Origin of the sequence: Carboxylicivirga linearis (assembly GCF_018271995.1) — a bacterium.
In the GTDB taxonomy this organism is placed as follows: Bacteria; Bacteroidota; Bacteroidia; order Bacteroidales; family Marinilabiliaceae; genus Carboxylicivirga; species Carboxylicivirga linearis.
The window spans coordinates 187,499-205,143 of the sequence record NZ_JAGUCO010000003.1 but is presented as its reverse complement, the minus strand read 5'-3'; the positions used below and the strand labels follow the sequence as shown (position 1 = coordinate 205,143).

Annotated in this window: 16 protein-coding genes; 5 read left to right on the top strand and 11 right to left on the bottom strand. The window is 37.3% G+C overall.

All coding sequences use genetic code 11. The features are described 5' to 3' along the window. Position 1 precedes the first annotated feature (1 nt). A complete protein-coding gene (locus KEM10_RS06350) occupies positions 2 to 2,425 on the bottom strand; it encodes a thiamine pyrophosphate-dependent enzyme (protein ID WP_212214961.1) in 2,424 nt (807 codons plus the stop codon). 164 nt (positions 2,426 to 2,589) lie between these two features. Between KEM10_RS06350 and KEM10_RS06345 the strand changes: the two genes are divergently transcribed. Beyond that, positions 2,590 to 2,832 carry a hypothetical protein gene (locus tag KEM10_RS06345; protein WP_212214958.1) on the top strand — a complete coding sequence of 81 codons (243 nt, stop codon included), beginning with the start codon at positions 2,590 to 2,592 and terminating at the stop codon, positions 2,830 to 2,832. A gap of 380 nt (positions 2,833 to 3,212) precedes the next feature. Here the strand turns inward: KEM10_RS06345 and KEM10_RS06340 are convergent, their stop codons facing one another. From KEM10_RS06340 to KEM10_RS06310, 7 genes are all read right to left on the bottom strand, one after another. After that, a complete protein-coding gene (locus KEM10_RS06340; protein WP_212214956.1) occupies positions 3,213 to 4,208 on the bottom strand; it encodes an FAD:protein FMN transferase in 996 nt (331 codons plus the stop codon). Between the two features lie 125 nt (positions 4,209 to 4,333). Next, positions 4,334 to 5,593 (bottom strand): NADH:ubiquinone reductase (Na(+)-transporting) subunit F, encoded by a 1,260-nt coding sequence (gene nqrF, locus KEM10_RS06335; protein WP_212214953.1) that lies wholly within the window; start codon positions 5,591 to 5,593, stop codon positions 4,334 to 4,336. A 19-nt stretch (positions 5,594 to 5,612) separates the two neighbouring features. Further along, positions 5,613 to 6,227, bottom strand: a complete 615-nt coding sequence (gene nqrE / locus KEM10_RS06330; RefSeq protein WP_212214951.1) for an NADH:ubiquinone reductase (Na(+)-transporting) subunit E — start codon at positions 6,225 to 6,227, stop codon at positions 5,613 to 5,615. Positions 6,228 to 6,245: 18 nt separating this feature from the next. Beyond that, complete coding sequence (locus KEM10_RS06325) at positions 6,246 to 6,905, bottom strand: NADH:ubiquinone reductase (Na(+)-transporting) subunit D (protein WP_212214949.1); 660 nt, start codon at positions 6,903 to 6,905, stop codon at positions 6,246 to 6,248. Positions 6,906 to 6,917: 12 nt separating this feature from the next. Next, the gene (nqrC, locus tag KEM10_RS06320) at positions 6,918 to 7,610 is read right to left on the bottom strand and encodes an NADH:ubiquinone reductase (Na(+)-transporting) subunit C (protein ID WP_212214948.1); all 693 of its coding nucleotides are present in this window, start codon (positions 7,608 to 7,610) and stop codon (positions 6,918 to 6,920) included. Positions 7,611 to 7,622: 12 nt separating this feature from the next. Continuing rightward, on the bottom strand, positions 7,623 to 8,783 hold the full coding sequence (locus KEM10_RS06315) for an NADH:ubiquinone reductase (Na(+)-transporting) subunit B (protein WP_212214946.1): 1,161 nt from the start codon (positions 8,781 to 8,783) through the stop codon (positions 7,623 to 7,625). A 91-nt stretch (positions 8,784 to 8,874) separates the two neighbouring features. Further along, on the bottom strand, positions 8,875 to 10,224 hold the full coding sequence (locus tag KEM10_RS06310) for a Na(+)-translocating NADH-quinone reductase subunit A (protein WP_212214944.1): 1,350 nt from the start codon (positions 10,222 to 10,224) through the stop codon (positions 8,875 to 8,877). 169 nt (positions 10,225 to 10,393) lie between these two features. Here KEM10_RS06310 and KEM10_RS06305 point away from each other — a divergent pair, with 169 nt between their 5' ends. The 4 genes from KEM10_RS06305 (at position 10,394) to KEM10_RS06290 (ending at position 14,346) form a co-directional block, all read left to right on the top strand. Then, entirely contained in the window at positions 10,394 to 11,665 is a 1,272-nt protein-coding gene (locus KEM10_RS06305; RefSeq protein ID WP_212214942.1) for a type IX secretion system plug protein, read from the top strand. Positions 11,666 to 11,995: 330 nt separating this feature from the next. Further along, the gene (gene pruA / locus KEM10_RS06300; protein WP_212214939.1) at positions 11,996 to 13,624 is read left to right on the top strand and encodes an L-glutamate gamma-semialdehyde dehydrogenase; all 1,629 of its coding nucleotides are present in this window, start codon (positions 11,996 to 11,998) and stop codon (positions 13,622 to 13,624) included. Between the two features lie 90 nt (positions 13,625 to 13,714). Further along, the gene (locus KEM10_RS06295; protein WP_212214936.1) at positions 13,715 to 14,020 is read left to right on the top strand and encodes an FtsB family cell division protein; all 306 of its coding nucleotides are present in this window, start codon (positions 13,715 to 13,717) and stop codon (positions 14,018 to 14,020) included. A gap of 2 nt (positions 14,021 to 14,022) precedes the next feature. Then, positions 14,023 to 14,346 carry a hypothetical protein gene (locus tag KEM10_RS06290; protein ID WP_212214933.1) on the top strand — a complete coding sequence of 108 codons (324 nt, stop codon included), beginning with the start codon at positions 14,023 to 14,025 and terminating at the stop codon, positions 14,344 to 14,346. A 134-nt stretch (positions 14,347 to 14,480) separates the two neighbouring features. Here KEM10_RS06290 and KEM10_RS06285 read toward each other — a convergent pair whose 3' ends face one another. The 3 genes from KEM10_RS06285 to KEM10_RS06275 all read right to left on the bottom strand — a co-directional run bounded on the left by KEM10_RS06285 (position 14,481) and on the right by KEM10_RS06275 (position 17,617). Then, positions 14,481 to 15,731 carry a glycosyltransferase family 2 protein gene (locus KEM10_RS06285; protein WP_212214931.1) on the bottom strand — a complete coding sequence of 417 codons (1,251 nt, stop codon included), beginning with the start codon at positions 15,729 to 15,731 and terminating at the stop codon, positions 14,481 to 14,483. A gap of 63 nt (positions 15,732 to 15,794) precedes the next feature. After that, on the bottom strand, positions 15,795 to 16,400 hold the full coding sequence (locus KEM10_RS06280) for an OmpH family outer membrane protein (protein WP_212214929.1): 606 nt from the start codon (positions 16,398 to 16,400) through the stop codon (positions 15,795 to 15,797). Positions 16,401 to 16,564: 164 nt separating this feature from the next. Then, positions 16,565 to 17,617 carry a PorP/SprF family type IX secretion system membrane protein gene (locus KEM10_RS06275; RefSeq protein ID WP_212214927.1) on the bottom strand — a complete coding sequence of 351 codons (1,053 nt, stop codon included), beginning with the start codon at positions 17,615 to 17,617 and terminating at the stop codon, positions 16,565 to 16,567. Between the last annotated feature and the right edge of the window lie 28 nt (positions 17,618 to 17,645).

Sequence of the window (17,645 nt, the reverse complement as noted above, 5' to 3'; positions counted from 1 at the left end):
ATTAATAAATAGACGGAAACCTTTTAGGATCTGATTCTGCCATCATATCATAAATAGCCTCATAAACATCTTCAGCACTCGGATTACTAAAGTAATCTCCATCTGTACCATAAGCAGGTCGGTGATCTTTAGCTGTAACAGTTCGCGGAGCCGCATCTAAATGATAAAAGGCTTTTTGTCCTTCTACCACTTTATGCATCATATAGGCTGTTGCTCCACCCGGCACATCTTCATCGAAGAAAACTATTCTGTTAGTTTTCTTTACTGATTCACCAATGATTCCGTTTATATCAAATGGCAATAATGTTTGAACATCAATCAATTCAACCGAAACTCCAATTTCGCCTAACTGCCTGATGGCATCTTGTGCAATCCTAACACATGAACCATAGGTTACCAAGGTAACATCATTTCCTTCCGATAACACTTCGGGCACACCCAAAGGAATCTTGAACTCGCCAATATTTGTAGGGCGTGGTTCACGCAAACGATAGCCATTTAACGGTTCAATTACCAGTGCCGGATCGTCTCCCTGCAATAATGTATTATAAAAACCGGCAGCTCTTGTCATATCGCGAGGCACACAAACATACACTCCCCTAATCGAATTAATGACCATACTCAGTGGCGATCCACTATGCCAAATACCTTCCAAACGATGCCCTCGAGTACGCACAATTACAGGAGCTTTTTGCCCATTTTTTGTCCGATAACGAGTTGTCGCCAAATCATCGCTCATTGTTTGTAAAGCATACAACAAATAATCGAAATATTGAATCTCAGCTATTGGTCGAAGACCACGCAAGGCCATCCCAATTCCTTTACCTAAAATGGTAGTCTCACGTATTCCGGTATCCCTCACTCGTAAATCGCCATACTTGGCCTGCATGCCTTCCAGCGTTTGATTTACACCTCCTAAAAAACCAGTATCTTCACCAAAGGTGATAACCTCAGGGTAATTGGCAAATATATAATCAAAGTTATCTCGTAATATTTCACGACCAGGAACTTTAGTCACCTCTTCATCATATTTCGGTTCTACAACCGGAACACTTAAGGCTGCATGCTCATCTTCAGAATACAGCCACGCACTGTAACTTTCCCAACCTTGTTCTAAATAGTCTTGCACCCATTCTCTAAGGTTGGATTTTACTCCATTAGGCTTCTCACATGACGAACAATAGAAACGTAGTACTTTACGAGCGGCACTTAGTATTTCTTTTCGGGTTGGAGCAACAGAAGACTGTAATTCTTTTACAATGACATCAATTTGTGGTTGTTTGATTTCGTTACAAACACATTCTTTTTGTGAAATAATATCAATTAACTCTTGTCTTTCCGCTTTTAATTCATCCTGAAATTCTTTGTAAGCTTCTTTTTGAGCCAGTTTTACTTCTTCCTGAGCCTCCTCTTCTAATTGATTCAATTCATCATCTGAAGACAGGTTACTTTCAATTATCCATTGACGCATTTGGCTAATACCATCGTATTTTTTTTCCCATTCCAGGCGCTCAGCATCTTTATATCGCTCATGTGAGCCACTAGTTGAATGGCCAACTGGTTGTGTTAATTCTTCAACATGAAATAAAACCGGTACATGTTGCTCACGACACTTTCGTATACCTTCTTCATACATCTGGCACAAACCTGCATAATCCCAACCTTTTGCTGTATAAATTAACATGCCGGTATCATCCTTGGGACCTTTCTCAAAGCCCTTCATAGCCTTGCTAATACTTTCTTTAGCAGTTTGAAACTTTTTAGGAACAGAAATCCCATATCCATCATCCCATACCGAAACAGCCATTGGAATTTGAAGTACAGAAGCGGCATTAAGCGTTTCGAAAAAATGACCTTCTGAAGTACTGGCGTCTCCAATAGTACCAAACGCAACCTCATTACCATTAATACTAAATCCGGTATGATTTTTAAGGTTTGGATTGTTCCTATATAACTTAGAAGCCATTGCCAAACCAACCAATCTTGGCATTTGACCAGCCGTTGGAGAAATATCAGATGCTGTACACTTCAGTTTGGTTAAATCTTTCCAGTTCCCATCTTCATCGATAATTCGCGTTCCAAAATGATTATTAAACGAACGACCGCCATTATCTGGATTTAATTCTGTACGAGTTTCACCATAAAGAAGGGCAAAAAACTGCTTGGGTGTAGTCATACCAGCTGCCAGAATAAACGTTTGGTCGCGATAATACCCCGACCTCCAGTCTCCTTCCTTAAACTGTTTGGCCATTGCAATTTGTGGAATCTCTTTACCATCACCAAAAATTCCGAATTTAGCTTTACCCCCTAAAACCTCCTTGCGGGCCAGCAAACTCATGTTTCGGCTGATACAGGCTATTTTATAGTCTTTTAATACTTCTTTTTTAAAATCTTCAAAGCTTAATTCAGCTGCTTTTTCAGACATACTATTAAATTTCAAATTGTTACTGCGTTGCACACTAATTGCCACAGTGTTTTATATTCAGTCAATTATTTTCAGCACTATTCAAACATACGAGATCGTAAGTTTGTTTTACTGATGAAATAAATTGTTTTTTGTATTTTTGCATCTTATAAAACAAGATAGATATGTGGCCAGTATTATTATTAAGCATTATTTTAATGGGTATTGTTTTCGCCTTAATGGCGATACGAGTTCTTTTACAAAAGAACGGAAAATTTCCGAATACACATATTGGTGGTAATAAGGCGTTGAATAGTCAAGGTATCTATTGTGCCACTACTCAGGATAAATTAGCCCGAAAAGAAGCCTTCAAAATTAAACCGTTAAGTTTTGACGGAGAATACGATAGTCAAACAACTAGCTGTTAACATTTATACACTAAGGTAAAACCAGAAAAATTAGTACAAAAAACACAGTAGGTAACTAATTGGTTCTTACCAAATCTTCAAAGGTTAGTATATAAATACGGGAACTAAAACTTTACAATCTTTCTCAAGTATCTTAAATAAGTAGCTTAATTATTTATTTAAGATATTGACATCTTATTGTATTTTATTTACATTTGAATTAATTCAACTACAAAAAAGTGCTTAAGAAGAACCAAGTTTATTTATAGTAATAGTAGCTTGATAAAGAACTTGCAACTGCCAGGTCAACAAAAAGGCGGGTGTTGGCCAGGCAGTACAAGGTTGCGTTTTGCAACATTTTTTTGGGTTATCACAAAAGGGAGCTAGCCTCCCTTTTAATTTTATTCTCTTACCTCTATAACCTTTTCAAATCCTTTACTGTAGACAATTTCATACTTCATATCGGTTCCTGCTGATATAAAATACCCCTCTAACTCAGGATCATTTTCAACTATCGCCATCCCTTTTTCTGCGCCCAAAACCATAAAAGCAGTTGCATAGGCATCAGCGGTCATACAGTCTGGAGCCAATACTGAAACACCTAATAACTGATGATCTACTGGATAACCTGTAAACGGACTAATTGTATGAGCATACTTTTTTCCATCTTTTACATAGAAATTCCGGTAGTTTCCGGAAGTAGCCAATGCAATGTTCGAAATAGAAATTATTTCTTGTAATTCGCGCTCTAAAACTTTGGGATCATCAATAGGTTTATCGATTCCTACCTTCCAGCTCATTCCTTTAGGATTTGTACCCTTCACGCGCATTTCACCGCCAATTTCCACCATATAGTTTTCTATTCCTTTAAACTCCAAAAAGTCAGCTACCACATCAACAGCATATCCCTTGGCAATGGCACTTGCATCCAACATTATACCGGGTCTTTCCTTTATAATTTTACCATCTTCCATTTCAATCATATCCATTCCGACATCCATCATCAATGAATCGATTAATTCAGAAGTAATACTGTCCTTTTTCGAAAAACCGAATCCCCAGGCATTTACTAAAGGCGCAACAGTCATATCAAAAGCACCATCAGTAACTTTGGTTATTTGTTTTGCCTTATTAAAAACCGTTCTGAAATATTCATCCGTTTCCATTGAACGGTTACTGTTAATTTTGCTGATTACCGAATTCTCTTTGTAAGTGGATAAGGATAAATCGTATTCATTCATCACTTTTTTTAATTCATCTGACAAGTCATTTTCACTTTCATAAGTAAAATGATAAAGTGTTCCGAATATTAATCCTTCGTTTTTATGGAAAGAAGTCTTTTTACTGCACGAAGTCAATACCAGACTAACAACTAATATTATTGCTGTATAACGCATCTTTAATTTTGTTTTTACGGACACAAAGTTAACTTTTCCTGCTTGAGTGAACAATTCCTTTGATTAAATCTATTAAGCAATAAAAAAGCCCCAAAAGGGGCTTTTTTAGTATTTTAAACTTGGTGTTACGATCCAAAATCATCGAATGCAACCATTTCATCAGGCACACCCAAATCATACAGCATTTTTGTTACTGCATCGTTCATCATTGGAGGTCCACACAAGTAGTATTCGATATCTTCCGGTTCCTCATGATTAATCAGATATTCATCGTGAATCACCTGATGGATAAATCCAACAGGACCTTCCCAGTTATCATCAGGAAGAGGATCTGACAATGCAATCGTGAACTTAAAGTTCGGGAATTCCTTCTCAATTGCACGGAAATGATCTTCGTAGAAAATTTCTTTTGTAGAACGTGCTCCGTACCAGAAAGTAACCTTACGACCTGTTTTTACTGTATGGAATAGGTGGAAGATATGCGAACGCATAGGAGCCATACCTGCACCACCACCAATAAACATCATTTCGTTATCAGTCTCTTTAATAAAGAACTCTCCGTAAGGACCCGAAACGGTTACTTTATCACCTGGCTTACGCGAGAAGATAAATGAAGAACAGATACCTGGATTAACCTTCATGAATCCACCTGCAACACGATCGAACGGTGGAGTAGCAATACGGATGTTCAACATCACAATATTACCCTCTGCCGGGTGGTTAGCCATTGAGTAGGCACGGAATGTTTCCTCTGGATTTTTCATCTTAAGGTCGAACATACCAAACTTCTCCCACTCTTCTTTATACTCATCACCTACTTCAATATCCTTGAAGTCAACATCAATCTTAGGTACATCAATCTGAATATAACCACCTGATTTAAAATCAAGAATTTCTCCTTCAGGAAGTTTAACCACAAATTCTTTGATAAATGTTGCTTGATTATCGTTAGATACAACAGTACATTCCCACTTTTTGATACCCATGATCTCTTGTGGGATTTCCATCTTCAAATCTTCTTTCACTTTCACCTGACAAGCTAAACGCCAGTCATTCATTTGCTCTTTACGAGTAAAATACCCGGTTTCGGTTGGAAGAATTGATCCGGCACCATCGTGCACCTGACAACGACACATAGCACATGTACCACCACCACCACATGCTGATGGTAAAAATATTTTATTACTACCCAGTGCCGACAATAAAGTCTGCCCCGGATCTACTACTAACTCTTTTTCGCCATCGTTGATGTTAATTGTAACGTCTCCTGAAGGCATCAGTTTTTTCTTTGCAAAAAGCAATATCGAAACCAATGCCAGAACTACAATAAGAAACACTACAACGCTGACACTGATTATCATTGTTTGACTTGCTAATAATATCATTTTCAAAATTGTTTTCTTATTATAACTGAATTCCCATAAAACTCATGAAGGCGATACCCATCAAACCGGTTACAATAAATGTAATACCCAATCCTTTTAATGGTGCAGGCACATCTGAATACTGGATTTTTTCGCGGATGGCAGCAATACCAACAATTGCCAATAACCAGCCAATTCCTGATCCAAATCCAAATACAGTTGCTTCTCCTAAAGTCTCATACCCTCTTTCCTGCATAAATAATGAACCACCTAAGATGGCACAGTTTACTGCTATCAAAGGAAGGAAGATACCTAACTGAGAATATAATGAAGGAGCAAATTTCTCAACAATCATTTCTACCAACTGCACCATAGAGGCAATTACAGCGATAAACATGATGAAGCTAAGGAAACTCAAATCTACATCAGCAAAGTTTGGTCCTAACCAGGCCAAAGACCCTTCGCTTAATACATACTTGTTTAATAAGAAGTCAACAGGTACAGTTATAGACAATACGAATACAACTGCCACCCCTAGTCCAAATGATGTTTTAACTGTTTTTGATACCGCCAGATATGAACACATACCCAAGAAGTAAGCAAAAACCATGTTATCAATAAAGATGGACTTAATGAATGTATTTACTAATTCCATTTTTTCGTAGTTTAAGATTTATGATTCAATAAGATCTTTATTGCGTGAACGTTGCACCCAAATAATGATACCCACCACTACCAATGCCATTGGAGGTAGAATCATAAATCCGTTGTTAACATATCCCAACTCATACATAAAATCAGGAACGATCTGAAGTTCACCAATACCTGGTAATGTTAATGTGCCCGATCCGAATAACTCACGGAAGAAAGCCACAATAATCAGAATCATACCATATCCGGCACCGTTACCAATACCGTCAAGCACTGATGGCCATGGCTTATTCCCCAAAGCAAAAGCCTCTAAACGTCCCATAATAATACAGTTGGTGATAATCAATCCGACAAACACACTTAACTGTTTACTTACTTCGTAGGCAAAAGCCTGTAATACCTGGTCAACGATAATTACCAAAGCAGCTACAACAACCAACTGCACAATAATTCGAATACGTGATGGTATAGTGTTGCGCAACAAGGAAATTACCAAGTTGGCAAATACTGTAACAAACATTACGGAGATGGACATTACAATAGCCGGCTCCAATTTAGCTGTTACCGCTAAGGCAGAACAAATACCTAATACCTGAATGGTAATTGGGTTTTGAGCGCCCAGAGGGGTGGTAATCAGCTTTAAATTCTTTGCTGAGAACAAAGGTTCTTTTTCACTACTCATTGTTCAACTGTTTTAATTCTTTAAAAATGATTCATACCCACTCAAACAATCCTGCAACATTGCTTCAACTCCCTGGCTGGTAATTGTACCACCCGATATTCCGTCAACAGCATGAATGTTACCTTCTGATTGTCCTGCTTTCGTAACTTCTATTGAAACCAGCTGACCATCTTCAAAAATTGATTTTCCGGCGAATGGTTTCTGGAAAGCTTCTTTTTCAATTTCAGCACCTAATCCGGGAGTTTCACCTTTATGTCCAAAAGTGGCTCCAAAAACAGTGTTTTTATCTTCGTTTAATGAAAGATAACCCCAGATTGGTCCCCAAAGACCTTTACCTCTTACAGGTAAAATGTATTTTGTACTGCCATCATCCAGTTTACATTCGTATACCGGGTAAGCACGATCAGCAGCATCTTTCTTTAATTCTTTTGCTAAATCAACATCAAAAGCAACTCCATCAATACGTTCGCCAGCTTTATTAACGATGTAGGCACTTTCTCCTACATACTTCTGATATTTATCTTTAGCATCTTTAGCTGTACTTTCAATATTTACCGACTTCAGGATATCGATCATCTTAGCCACTTTGACGTTCTCTGTCTGTATTGGCTTAAGCGAGTGTGACAAAAAGGCCAAAATGGCTGCCACTACAATAACCATCACGGACGCATAAAGAAAGGTATATGTATTTCCTTGTCTATCCATTTCTAATTTGTTTTAAGCATTTACTTTGGCACGCTTCACGCGTCGTTTAATATTACCTTGTACCACAAAGTGGTCGATTAATGGCGCGAAAGTATTCATTAACAGAATAGCCAACATTACCCCTTCAGGATAAGCCGGGTTAAATACCCTGATTAGAATTGCAAATACTCCAATTAAAAAGCCATATATCCATTTTCCTTTTTCGGTACGCGATGCTGATACCGGATCGGTTGCCATAAATACAGCACCAAAAGCAAAACCACCTAAACAAAGTTGGTGAATAGCATCTACCTGCATTAATTCATTAGCACCCCATAGGTTAAATATAAGAGCCATCAGGTAACCTCCTGCAAAAACTGAAACCATAACTTTCCAGCTACCAATACCTGTATAAATCAATAATACAGCACCAATTAAAATAGCCAAGGTTGAAGTTTCACCTATTGAACCAGGAATCATACCAATAAAGCTATGCCATAGATCAAATGCACCATTAGCAAACTTATCAACATGTCCGCTAGCTGCTTCACCAAGTGGAGTAGCTCCTGTAACACCATCTAAATCACTTAAGCCATGAATCCAAATCTTGTCACCCGACATTTTTGAAGGATAAGCAAAGAATAGGAAAGCACGGGCAATCAAGGCCGGGTTCCAGATATTCATACCTGTTCCACCAAACACCTCTTTACCTATAACAACCGAAAAAGCAGTTGCTACAGCTACCATCCACAATGGTATATCAACAGGTAATACCAATGGAATAAGCATACCTGAAACAAGGAATCCTTCTTGTACTTCATGTCCGCGAATTTGAGCAAACATAAATTCGATTCCCAGACCAACACCGTATGATACAACAACAATAGGTAGCACCTTTAAAGCACCAATACCCACCATTTGCCAAAATCCGGCAGCTTCATTAATTGCTAAATAATGCTGATATCCAGCATTCCAAATACCAAACAGCAAGGCTGGCACTAAAGCCATCACAACCATTGCCATGGTACGTTTTGAATCAATCGAGTCGCGTACATGAACTCCGTTTTTATTTGTGTGATTAGGCACAAATAACAAAGTTTCAAATGCATCGAAGGTCGAATGAAACTTCTCAAACTTCCCGCCTTTTTGAACGTGAGGTTTGATATTATCTAATAAATTTCTTAACGCTTTCAATGTATATTGTTTTTTAAGTATCAAGATAAAAGTATCAAGTATCAAGACGACAACATTGTCTTATGTCTTAAGTCTTGTTTCTTGCTACTACCTAGCTTAACTCTTTAATGATTAAATCAATCCCTCTACGCAAAGTTGCCTGAAGAGGCTGTTTTGAAGTACATACAAACTCACAAAGAGCCACATCTTCTTCAGCCAATTCATAAATACCCAACTGTTCCATTTTGTCAATATCATCCACTAAAATGGCACGGAATAAAAACTCAGGAAGAATATCCATTGGCAATACTTTTTCGTATTCGCCTGACATAATAAAAGATCTGCGTCCACCATGAGTATTAGCATCTAACGCATACTCTTTATTTTTACACATCCAGCTAAAGAAGGTTCGAGAAACACTGAATTTACCAAAACCAGGTGCAGCCCAGCCCATAAATTCAAAATAATCACCTTCTGGAATTACTGTAACTTGTGAGTGATAGGCTCCAATATATCCGTCGTTATCAATTTGAGTACCTGTAAGTACATTACCACTGATGTATCTTAATGTACCGTTATTCGAAACATTGTCTTTAATTAAAGTCGAAATTGACGCTCCTAACTTAGTGCGATAGTAGGCTTTTTTCTCCACTTCGCTACCAGCTAACACTACAACGCGGTTTGAATCATACTTACCTTCAGCAAATAGTTTACCTATAGCAACAATATCCTGCGGTTGAGCTACCCAAACTACTTCACCCTTATTAATTGGCATAGTGTGATGAATTTGCACACCCACATTACCAACCGGATGCGGACCTTCAAATGAATGAATAGTTACCCCTTTCAGGCTGTTAATTACTTTAGATGCAGCATCGTTACGAACACCCAAATGAACATTGTCGCACAAACGCTTGATTACATCAATACCTTCTTGCAAAGCTTCTTCCTGACCTGTCAACACGAAGTCGAAATCGGGTGCTAAAGGAGCTGAGTCAAAAGCTGAAATGTAAAACGCCTTTGGTGTTTCGCTTGCATCAGCAATGATATCATAAGGACGTTTGCGAATAAATGGCCACAAACCTGCTACCTGTAGTTTTTCAACCACTTGCTCTTTAGATAACTCGCTGGCTTTAGCTGGTTCAAACTGCTCTGCAGCATCAGTACCATCTGACTTCACTACAACTTCCAGAATCTTACGGCGCTCACCGCGGTTAACCGCTAGTAACTCGCCACTTACAGGTGAAACGAATTTTATTTCAGGACGATATTTGTCGTAAAATAAAACCGTACCGGCTTTCACCTTGTCCCCAACTTTAATTGCCATTTTAGGCACCACACCGTGAAAATCGGTAGGCTTAACAGCAAAAAGCTCGGGTAATTCGGCTTGCCCAAATACATTATCAGCTTTTCCGGCAAGCTGAATATTCAGACCTTTTTTAATTTTTATTACCTCTGACATGTTTGAAAAACGGTTTTTTTATTTTTAAGCTGCAAAAATATAGAAAATTATAACTTTTCCATCTATATTACGGCCCCAAAAGAACTTAAATCCTGCTTTTATTTTTAGTTTACTGAGTCAAGGAAGAGTCAGCAAATGTAGAATTGTTTCTTTATTTATGCAAACAGACATGTATATATTTAAATATCTTCTTATTAGTATTATTACCTTACTACCCATTTACTCATCAGCTAACAACCCTGTGTTTACTGGTGTTGGTATACATACAGTACAATTACATAAGACAGGATGGAACCAAAGCATGCCCATTATTCATTTAAATTCGCAGGAAGAATTAACCTTAAGTTTTGATGAATTTGCTTACGATACAAAAAATTACCAATACAGTATAATACATTGCAATGCCAATTGGGAAGAATCGGATTTGATGCAAACGGAATATGTACAGGGATTCATGCCCAATCCTGTTTTAGATTACCAATACTCTTTTAATACAACGTTTGATTACATTCATTACTCACTTGCTTTTCCAAACGAAGATATTCAGCTAAAACTATCGGGTAACTATATAATAAAGGTATTTGAATTGGGAGAAGAAGACAAGCCAATTCTAACCCGGCCTTTTTTTGTTTCAGAATCAGAAGTTTCCATTGTTCCTCAAATTAAATATACAGCCAGCTCCAGTTTGCGCAGTTCAATGCAAGAAATTCACTTTAGTATTTTACATCCAAGATTCAGGATTGATAACCCAAGGGAACAAATAAAGGTAGTTCTTCAGCAAAATGGCCGATGGGACAATCAAATGACAGAATTGAAACCATTGTTTGTACGAGATTCAGAATTGGTTTATGAGCATAACCGCGAAATATTATTTGATGGGGGAAATGAATACAGATGGCTCGACTTGAGAAGTACGCGCTTTGCTGCCGAATATGTTGAAGGAATATCTTTTCATGATCCTCACTACCACTTTACCTTATTTCCAGACAAAAACCTTGGCGACCGATCCTACTTTTATCGCGAAGACTTTAATGGTAAATATTATATTGATGTGCGTGAAAATCGTGACCCGGAGATTGAAGGCGATTATGTATACGTTCATTTTAAACTTCCGGTTGAGAAACCCTTTTTAAACAGCAATATTTATATTTCAGGAGGATTGACTAATTGGCAAATGGATACCAAAAACCAAATGCAATATAATGTTCAAACACAAATGTATGAACTATCATTACTTCTAAAGCAAGGTTTTTATAATTATCAGTATCTGGTTCAGGAACAAAGCAACCCCCATGCTGAAGTCAGTTATTTTGAGGGCAATTACGGGCAAACTGAAAATGATTATACCATATATGTATATTATCGCAGTTTTAGTGACAATTACGACCGTTTGGTTGGAGTAAATATTGCCAATTCGTTAAAATATACACTTACTAAGTGATAATGCAACATCTAAGGGGAAAGTAAGTCAAACAATGTAAAACCAACCCGTGACTTACAATTCTTCTATAACATACTAATCACTCCAGGCATAGAATTCCCACTCAAAACACTGATAAAACTCATACTTTTAAACTTATAAACCCTGACATTTTTCATAGCCTTGGCATAAAATAATCAATAGATTTGTTTTCATGTGGCTGCTCATAATAACTATCTAATTACAAACATTTAATTTTCAATGATAATGTTGTAACTTATACAGATTGAAGCACTGGCCATTGTTTAATCGGAATTAAGAATAGTATTAACCATCATAAAAACAGAAGCTATGCCTAAAGGAATCTTTAATGTGCCAAAAGCTGTTAATGAGCCTGTAAAAACTTATGCTCCGGGAACACCAGAGCGTGCCGAACTAAAAAAACAGATTGAAGAGCTACGCTCTCAAGAACTTGACATCCCAATGTTTATTGGTGGTCAGGAAATTAGAACTGACAACAAAAAACGCATTCATCCTCCACATGATATCAATCATACATTAGGATACTATCATCAGGGAGATGAAACCCATGTGCACATGGCTATCGATGCCGCTTTAAAAGCTCGTGAAAAATGGGCAGCCCTTAGTTGGGAACACCGCGCATCAATCTTCTTAAAAGCTGCTGATTTATTAGCCGGACCATACCGTCAGGTTTTAAATGCAGCAACTTTATTAGGACAGTCAAAAACAGCTTTCCAGGCTGAGATTGATTCTGCCTGTGAGTTGGCCGACTTTTTACGTTTCAATGTTCAATACATGACAGAAATTTATTCTGAACAACCAGCATCTTCTCCTGGTGTATGGAACCGTTTGGAATATCGTCCTTTGGAAGGCTTTGTGTTTGCTTTAACACCTTTCAATTTTACTGCCATTGCAGGTAACCTGCAAACGTCGCCTGCCATGATGGGTAACGTTACTGTTTGGAAACCTTCAAAAACGGCCGTTTATTCAGCTTATTTCTTAATGAAGTTATTCCAGGAAGCTGGTGTACCTGATGGAGTTATCAACCTTGTATTTGCATCAGGACCTGTAGCTGCAGATGTTGTATTCAACCATCCTGACTTTGCCGGATTCCATTTTACCGGTTCCACAGGCGTATTCCAAAATACATGGAAGACCATTGGTGAGAATATTCACAAATACAAAACTTATCCTCGCATTGTTGGTGAAACAGGAGGTAAAGACTACATCCTGGCACATAAATCTTGTGATGCTGCAGCTGTTGCTACTGCTATTACTCGTGGTGCATTTGAGTTCCAGGGACAGAAATGTTCAGCTGCTTCACGTGCTTATCTTCCTTCAAGCCGCTGGGCTGAAATTCGTGAGTTAGTACATGAAGATCTTCAGCACTTGAAAATGGGACCACCGGAAGATTTCAGCAATTTTATGACAGCTGTTATTGACGAAGCTTCATTCGACAAATTAGCAACCTTTATTGATGCTGCTAAAGATAGCCCTGAAGCTGAAATTATTGAAGGTGGTGGTTATGATAAAACGGAAGGTTATTTTATTCAACCAACCATAATTCTTACTACCAATCCTAGATACATTACAATGGAAGAGGAATTATTTGGTCCGGTACTAACCATTTACGTTTACGACGACACCAAATTTGAAGAAACCATGGACATCCTGGATTCAACATCGATGTATGCACTAACAGGTGCCATCTTTTCTCAGGATCGTTACATTATTGACCAAGCAACCAAACGCTTAGTTCATAGTGCAGGTAACTTCTACATTAACGATAAACCAACAGGTGCTGTTGTAGGCCAACAACCTTTTGGAGGTTCTCGCGGATCGGGTACCAATGATAAAGCAGGTTCAAAAATAAATTTGATGCGTTGGGTAAGTCCTCGTACGATCAAAGAAACTTTTGTTCCGCCGCATGAGTTTAAATATCCATTTATGGGTGAGTAAATATATTAAATCCCGCTTCGGCGGGATTTTTTTTGTACCATAGCTAAGTCCTATGCCTCAAAGTTTATTACCTTTGCCCAAAAGGTTAGTATGAACTGGTCGAACTTTAAAAAATACATCCAACCACTTATCAGCAACAAATACTTTATAGCATTTGTAGTATTTGTGGTTTATATTGGTATTTTCGATCAGAACAACCTAATTGACCGCTTCAAATTACAATCCCGTATCAATAAGCTGGAAAAACAGAAAGAACACTACATTGAAGAGATTGAGCAGAATAATCGGAAGATGAAAGAACTTCAGAGTAGTACCGAAAATCTTGAAAAATTCGGACGGGAAGAATACCTCATGAAGAAAAAAGACGAAGTGCTTTTTATCGTTGAAGAAGAATAGAAATGGACTATAAAAGATTGTTAAGCATCCTGTATTACATTGGTATGGGTTTGGTATTTTTAGGTGTTTTAATGGGTGTTACTCAGGTTGATTTTGATTACCTTGTGTTATTACTCGGTAGTTTACCCATCATTGGCGTAAGAATATACAATCGTATAATTGGCCGGGAAGAAAACCGCAGGGTATTTTCAATACTAATATATAGCTCTGTATTTTTACTTCCTGCTGCTTGGGCATTATATACCAATCGATCTTACTGGGTAGTTTTCATTATGCTAACAGTTGTACTTGATTTTTATGCCAGCTTCCGTAGGATTAGAAAATAAAAAAGGTAAAGTTCAAAAAGTCCGAACTAAACCTTCCAGCACATTTACCGACATGAATAAACCTCACACAAATAGTTAACAGCCAGTTGCTATCAGCTATAGCTATTTTATTTCGGACTAGCAGCATCGTACTATCATTCTATCTCCCACTTTCGATAATAAGTAAGCAAGTCAAGAGTATCCATCAAATCATCACTTTCCTTTTCCTGCAGATCAATCAAATCAAGTGCGGCATCAAAAACAGCTATTTTCTCAAGAAAATGCACATGCACATAGTTTAGATATTTTACCACCTTAAAGGCATCAAAAACCTCAAAAAACCGCTTTTTAAATGCATCTAATGATGCACAGTTATTATTTATATTAGAAAGCTCCTGATAGAAATTCGAATTCAATAAAAAGCTCCTGATTCTTCCACTCAGGTTATTAATCAAATCAGCATATTGTTCCTCATCAACCTTAAAGAACTTCTCCTTCTCATCGAGCATCTCTTTTAGATCAACAAAAGCCTGCAAATTATAGGTAAGGTAATCATTTTGATTCTTCATTAACTTAGACACTGTTGGCCCGGTTCCAAAAGGCACCCTGTTTGAGATTCGAGATGATGGATACACACAGGTATTGTTCAGTTCTTTAAACCTCCCCAATGGAATTACCTTTTGTAGAAAATAAAAATCTTCGCCTGCCTGCTTACGAGGCATCCCTCCTGCTCTAACATATGCTTCTGCAGTAACAGCAAAGCAAGATCCAACTGTATGAAAAGCATATGGATGTCCAGCCCAGCGCAATGCCTTAAGATAATATCTCAAGTGAAGTTCGTATTGCAATATGGCTTCCTTCTGGATTTCGTTTACCCCAACCATCTCATGTTGAAACTGTATAGTAAATCCATTAATAGGCTCCTCATTAAACTTCTTCCAAACAGCATTGAAATAGTCAGATTTTACCTTACAATCTGCATCTAATGATAAAATGATTCCCTTTGGATTTTGTTCTTCATTGTATCTGAATACAGCATAATCCATTCCAATTTTCCTCGCCCATCCGGCACCTGCATGCTTCTTTTTTAAGTTGTAGGCCTGAATAACTGCAATCGAAAAATAACAAGAGTATTCTTCCTTTTTCTTTAGAAGATAATTATACATCCGATGTTGAGATTCCATTACTTCAGGAGAACTTCCTTCGGCATAATTAACTACTAATACGAGTTGAATTGCAACATCACATTTGGTGGCAGATATTACTATTGATTCCAGTAATGAATCAATGTAATCCTGCTCTAAAAATACGGGTATTACAACTCTGATATCTTTCTTATCTAAATCCTGTTCAGATGAGTTGTATACCTCATGCTTTGATAAATATTTCTGAAAAAGCTTATTCATAAATAGCAAAAAAGGCAGAACCTTAATACTAAAGTTCTGCCTTAAAAATATTATTAAAATTTCTTATTTTTTAGCTGCCTTATGACGCTCGTTTAAAGCATTGGTAATTTCTTGTGTAATATCTACTCCATCGGCACCATACAAAACATTATCACCCAAAGTATTACTCAATATTACTTTGTAAGGTTTATCTTCTGCAAATTCTTTAAGATAACTTTCTAGAGTATCACGTAGCTGACGATTTAATTTGTCTTGCTCTTGCATTAACTCATTTGTTAAGCGTTGATTTAAAACCTGTAAATCTTGTTCTGCCTTAGCTAAACGATCTCTTTCTTTATTAAATCTGTCTTGTGACAAGAAAGCATTGGTTTGCACTTTACGTTGAAAATCCACTGCATCTTGCTGAAAAATCTTTGCTTTCTCAGCATAATCAGCTCTAGAAGCCTCCTCTTTAGACATCAACTGATCATTTACTTCTTTAGCAAAATTATAGTTTAACAACAATGAATCTGTATTGATAAACGCAACAGGATAAATTGCACCATCAGCTTGCATAGCCTGACCTTTTTCTTGAACTACGGCTTCTTTCTTTCCAGAAAAATGCAATGCATATAAAATAATAACAGCTAGTAATAAAATTCCATTTAATACTGTAGACAATTGTTTCATATTCTCCCTAATGATTTATAGCTTAATTTTAATGGACAACAAATATAATCTATTAGCCTGCATATAAAAATATTTGCTTGTATTTTTCTTCTCTGATCCGACACACTCGTGCGCTAACACACAATAAATAAATAACTTTCTCAGCCATTTCATCTCCTATAAAATTAAAATATTTTACGTGTCCGACGTCGATATTTCGATCCTGAAGCATTACCAAATCCAGGAGCACTACAAGGGATGGCACCTCGTGGGCTTTTTCTTCGGTATACCTGGTTAAACCTAAAGATTAACGACAGTTCGTTGGCTCCGTTACTATACCCACTTAACTCTGATAAAGTAAAATCATAACTATAAGCAAAGCGAACGTTTCCAACATTTACTCCCAGAATAAATATCAAGCCGTCGTTATTATTTAATCCATCTTCAGATGCAAAAGGAATACCACGATACCAAACACCCAGTTCCATAGGATTTAAAAACCAATACGTACCAAAATCAAGTTGATTAAAGCCCTGTTGTAGTCGGTAATTAAATGCAGCAGTTAAACTCTGCTCTGTTCTATTCCTGCCTGATTTATAGTTAAACTTATATCCACCATAAACGGATGTTTTAATAGGGTTATAGGTTTCAATATCGGTTACTGCAATATCATGCTTAATTATATTATCCACCGCTAAACCAAACCAGAAAAAATCACTATAAATCATTGCTGACGCTGCTGCATCAAAATACTTATAATTATCATTCCCATATGTTGAACCTCCAATAGTAGATCCGTCATTTGACTGATCGGAAGGCAAAACAGAATTAATTAAATTTAAATTTCGCTCGGAATACTTAAACTGAATACCGGGCCGCACCATGATTCCATCACTTACCTCGAATTCATATGCATATAAGGCGCTAACATCCTGGCGCACTAATTTGCCATCGCCACTATCGTCACGCAGAAACATCAATCCCACTCCACTACTGTAATCTTCAAAGTAATGATCGGCTGCTAATGCATATGTTTTGTAGGTATTTGGTATTCCAGGCCATTGATCTCGATAAGTCAGACTGACCCTCGAACCATTTGTAAGTCCCGTAAATGAAGGACTTAAATACAAAGGGCTGGCATAAACCTGAGAAAAAGAGACATCTTGTGCCTTCAGATGAATTAAATTCAAACAGCCAAACAGCACAACTATTAGTCTCAAATATTCTTTCTTTATCATTGTTAAGGTTTCCCTAATATAGGTATAT

Bases quoted from the DNA above. Each gene is read 5' to 3' on its own strand.
- pruA (WP_212214939.1), top strand. From the start codon at position 11,996: ATGCCTAAAGGAATCTTTAATGTGCCAAAAGCTGTTAATGAGCCTGTA.
- KEM10_RS06305 (WP_212214942.1), top strand. From the start codon at position 10,394: ATGTATATATTTAAATATCTTCTTATTAGTATTATTACCTTACTACCC.
- nqrF (WP_212214953.1), bottom strand. From the start codon at position 5,593: ATGATATTATTAGCAAGTCAAACAATGATAATCAGTGTCAGCGTTGTA.
- nqrE (WP_212214951.1), bottom strand. From the start codon at position 6,227: ATGGAATTAGTAAATACATTCATTAAGTCCATCTTTATTGATAACATG.
- KEM10_RS06285 (WP_212214931.1), bottom strand. From the start codon at position 15,731: ATGAATAAGCTTTTTCAGAAATATTTATCAAAGCATGAGGTATACAAC.
- KEM10_RS06350 (WP_212214961.1), bottom strand. From the start codon at position 2,425: ATGTCTGAAAAAGCAGCTGAATTAAGCTTTGAAGATTTTAAAAAAGAA.
- KEM10_RS06295 (WP_212214936.1), top strand. From the start codon at position 13,715: ATGAACTGGTCGAACTTTAAAAAATACATCCAACCACTTATCAGCAAC.
- KEM10_RS06340 (WP_212214956.1), bottom strand. From the start codon at position 4,208: ATGCGTTATACAGCAATAATATTAGTTGTTAGTCTGGTATTGACTTCG.
- KEM10_RS06310 (WP_212214944.1), bottom strand. From the start codon at position 10,224: ATGTCAGAGGTAATAAAAATTAAAAAAGGTCTGAATATTCAGCTTGCC.
- KEM10_RS06280 (WP_212214929.1), bottom strand. From the start codon at position 16,400: ATGAAACAATTGTCTACAGTATTAAATGGAATTTTATTACTAGCTGTT.
- KEM10_RS06325 (WP_212214949.1), bottom strand. From the start codon at position 6,905: ATGAGTAGTGAAAAAGAACCTTTGTTCTCAGCAAAGAATTTAAAGCTG.
- KEM10_RS06345 (WP_212214958.1), top strand. From the start codon at position 2,590: ATGTGGCCAGTATTATTATTAAGCATTATTTTAATGGGTATTGTTTTC.
- nqrC (WP_212214948.1), bottom strand. From the start codon at position 7,610: ATGGATAGACAAGGAAATACATATACCTTTCTTTATGCGTCCGTGATG.
- KEM10_RS06290 (WP_212214933.1), top strand. From the start codon at position 14,023: ATGGACTATAAAAGATTGTTAAGCATCCTGTATTACATTGGTATGGGT.
- KEM10_RS06275 (WP_212214927.1), bottom strand. From the start codon at position 17,617: ATGATAAAGAAAGAATATTTGAGACTAATAGTTGTGCTGTTTGGCTGT.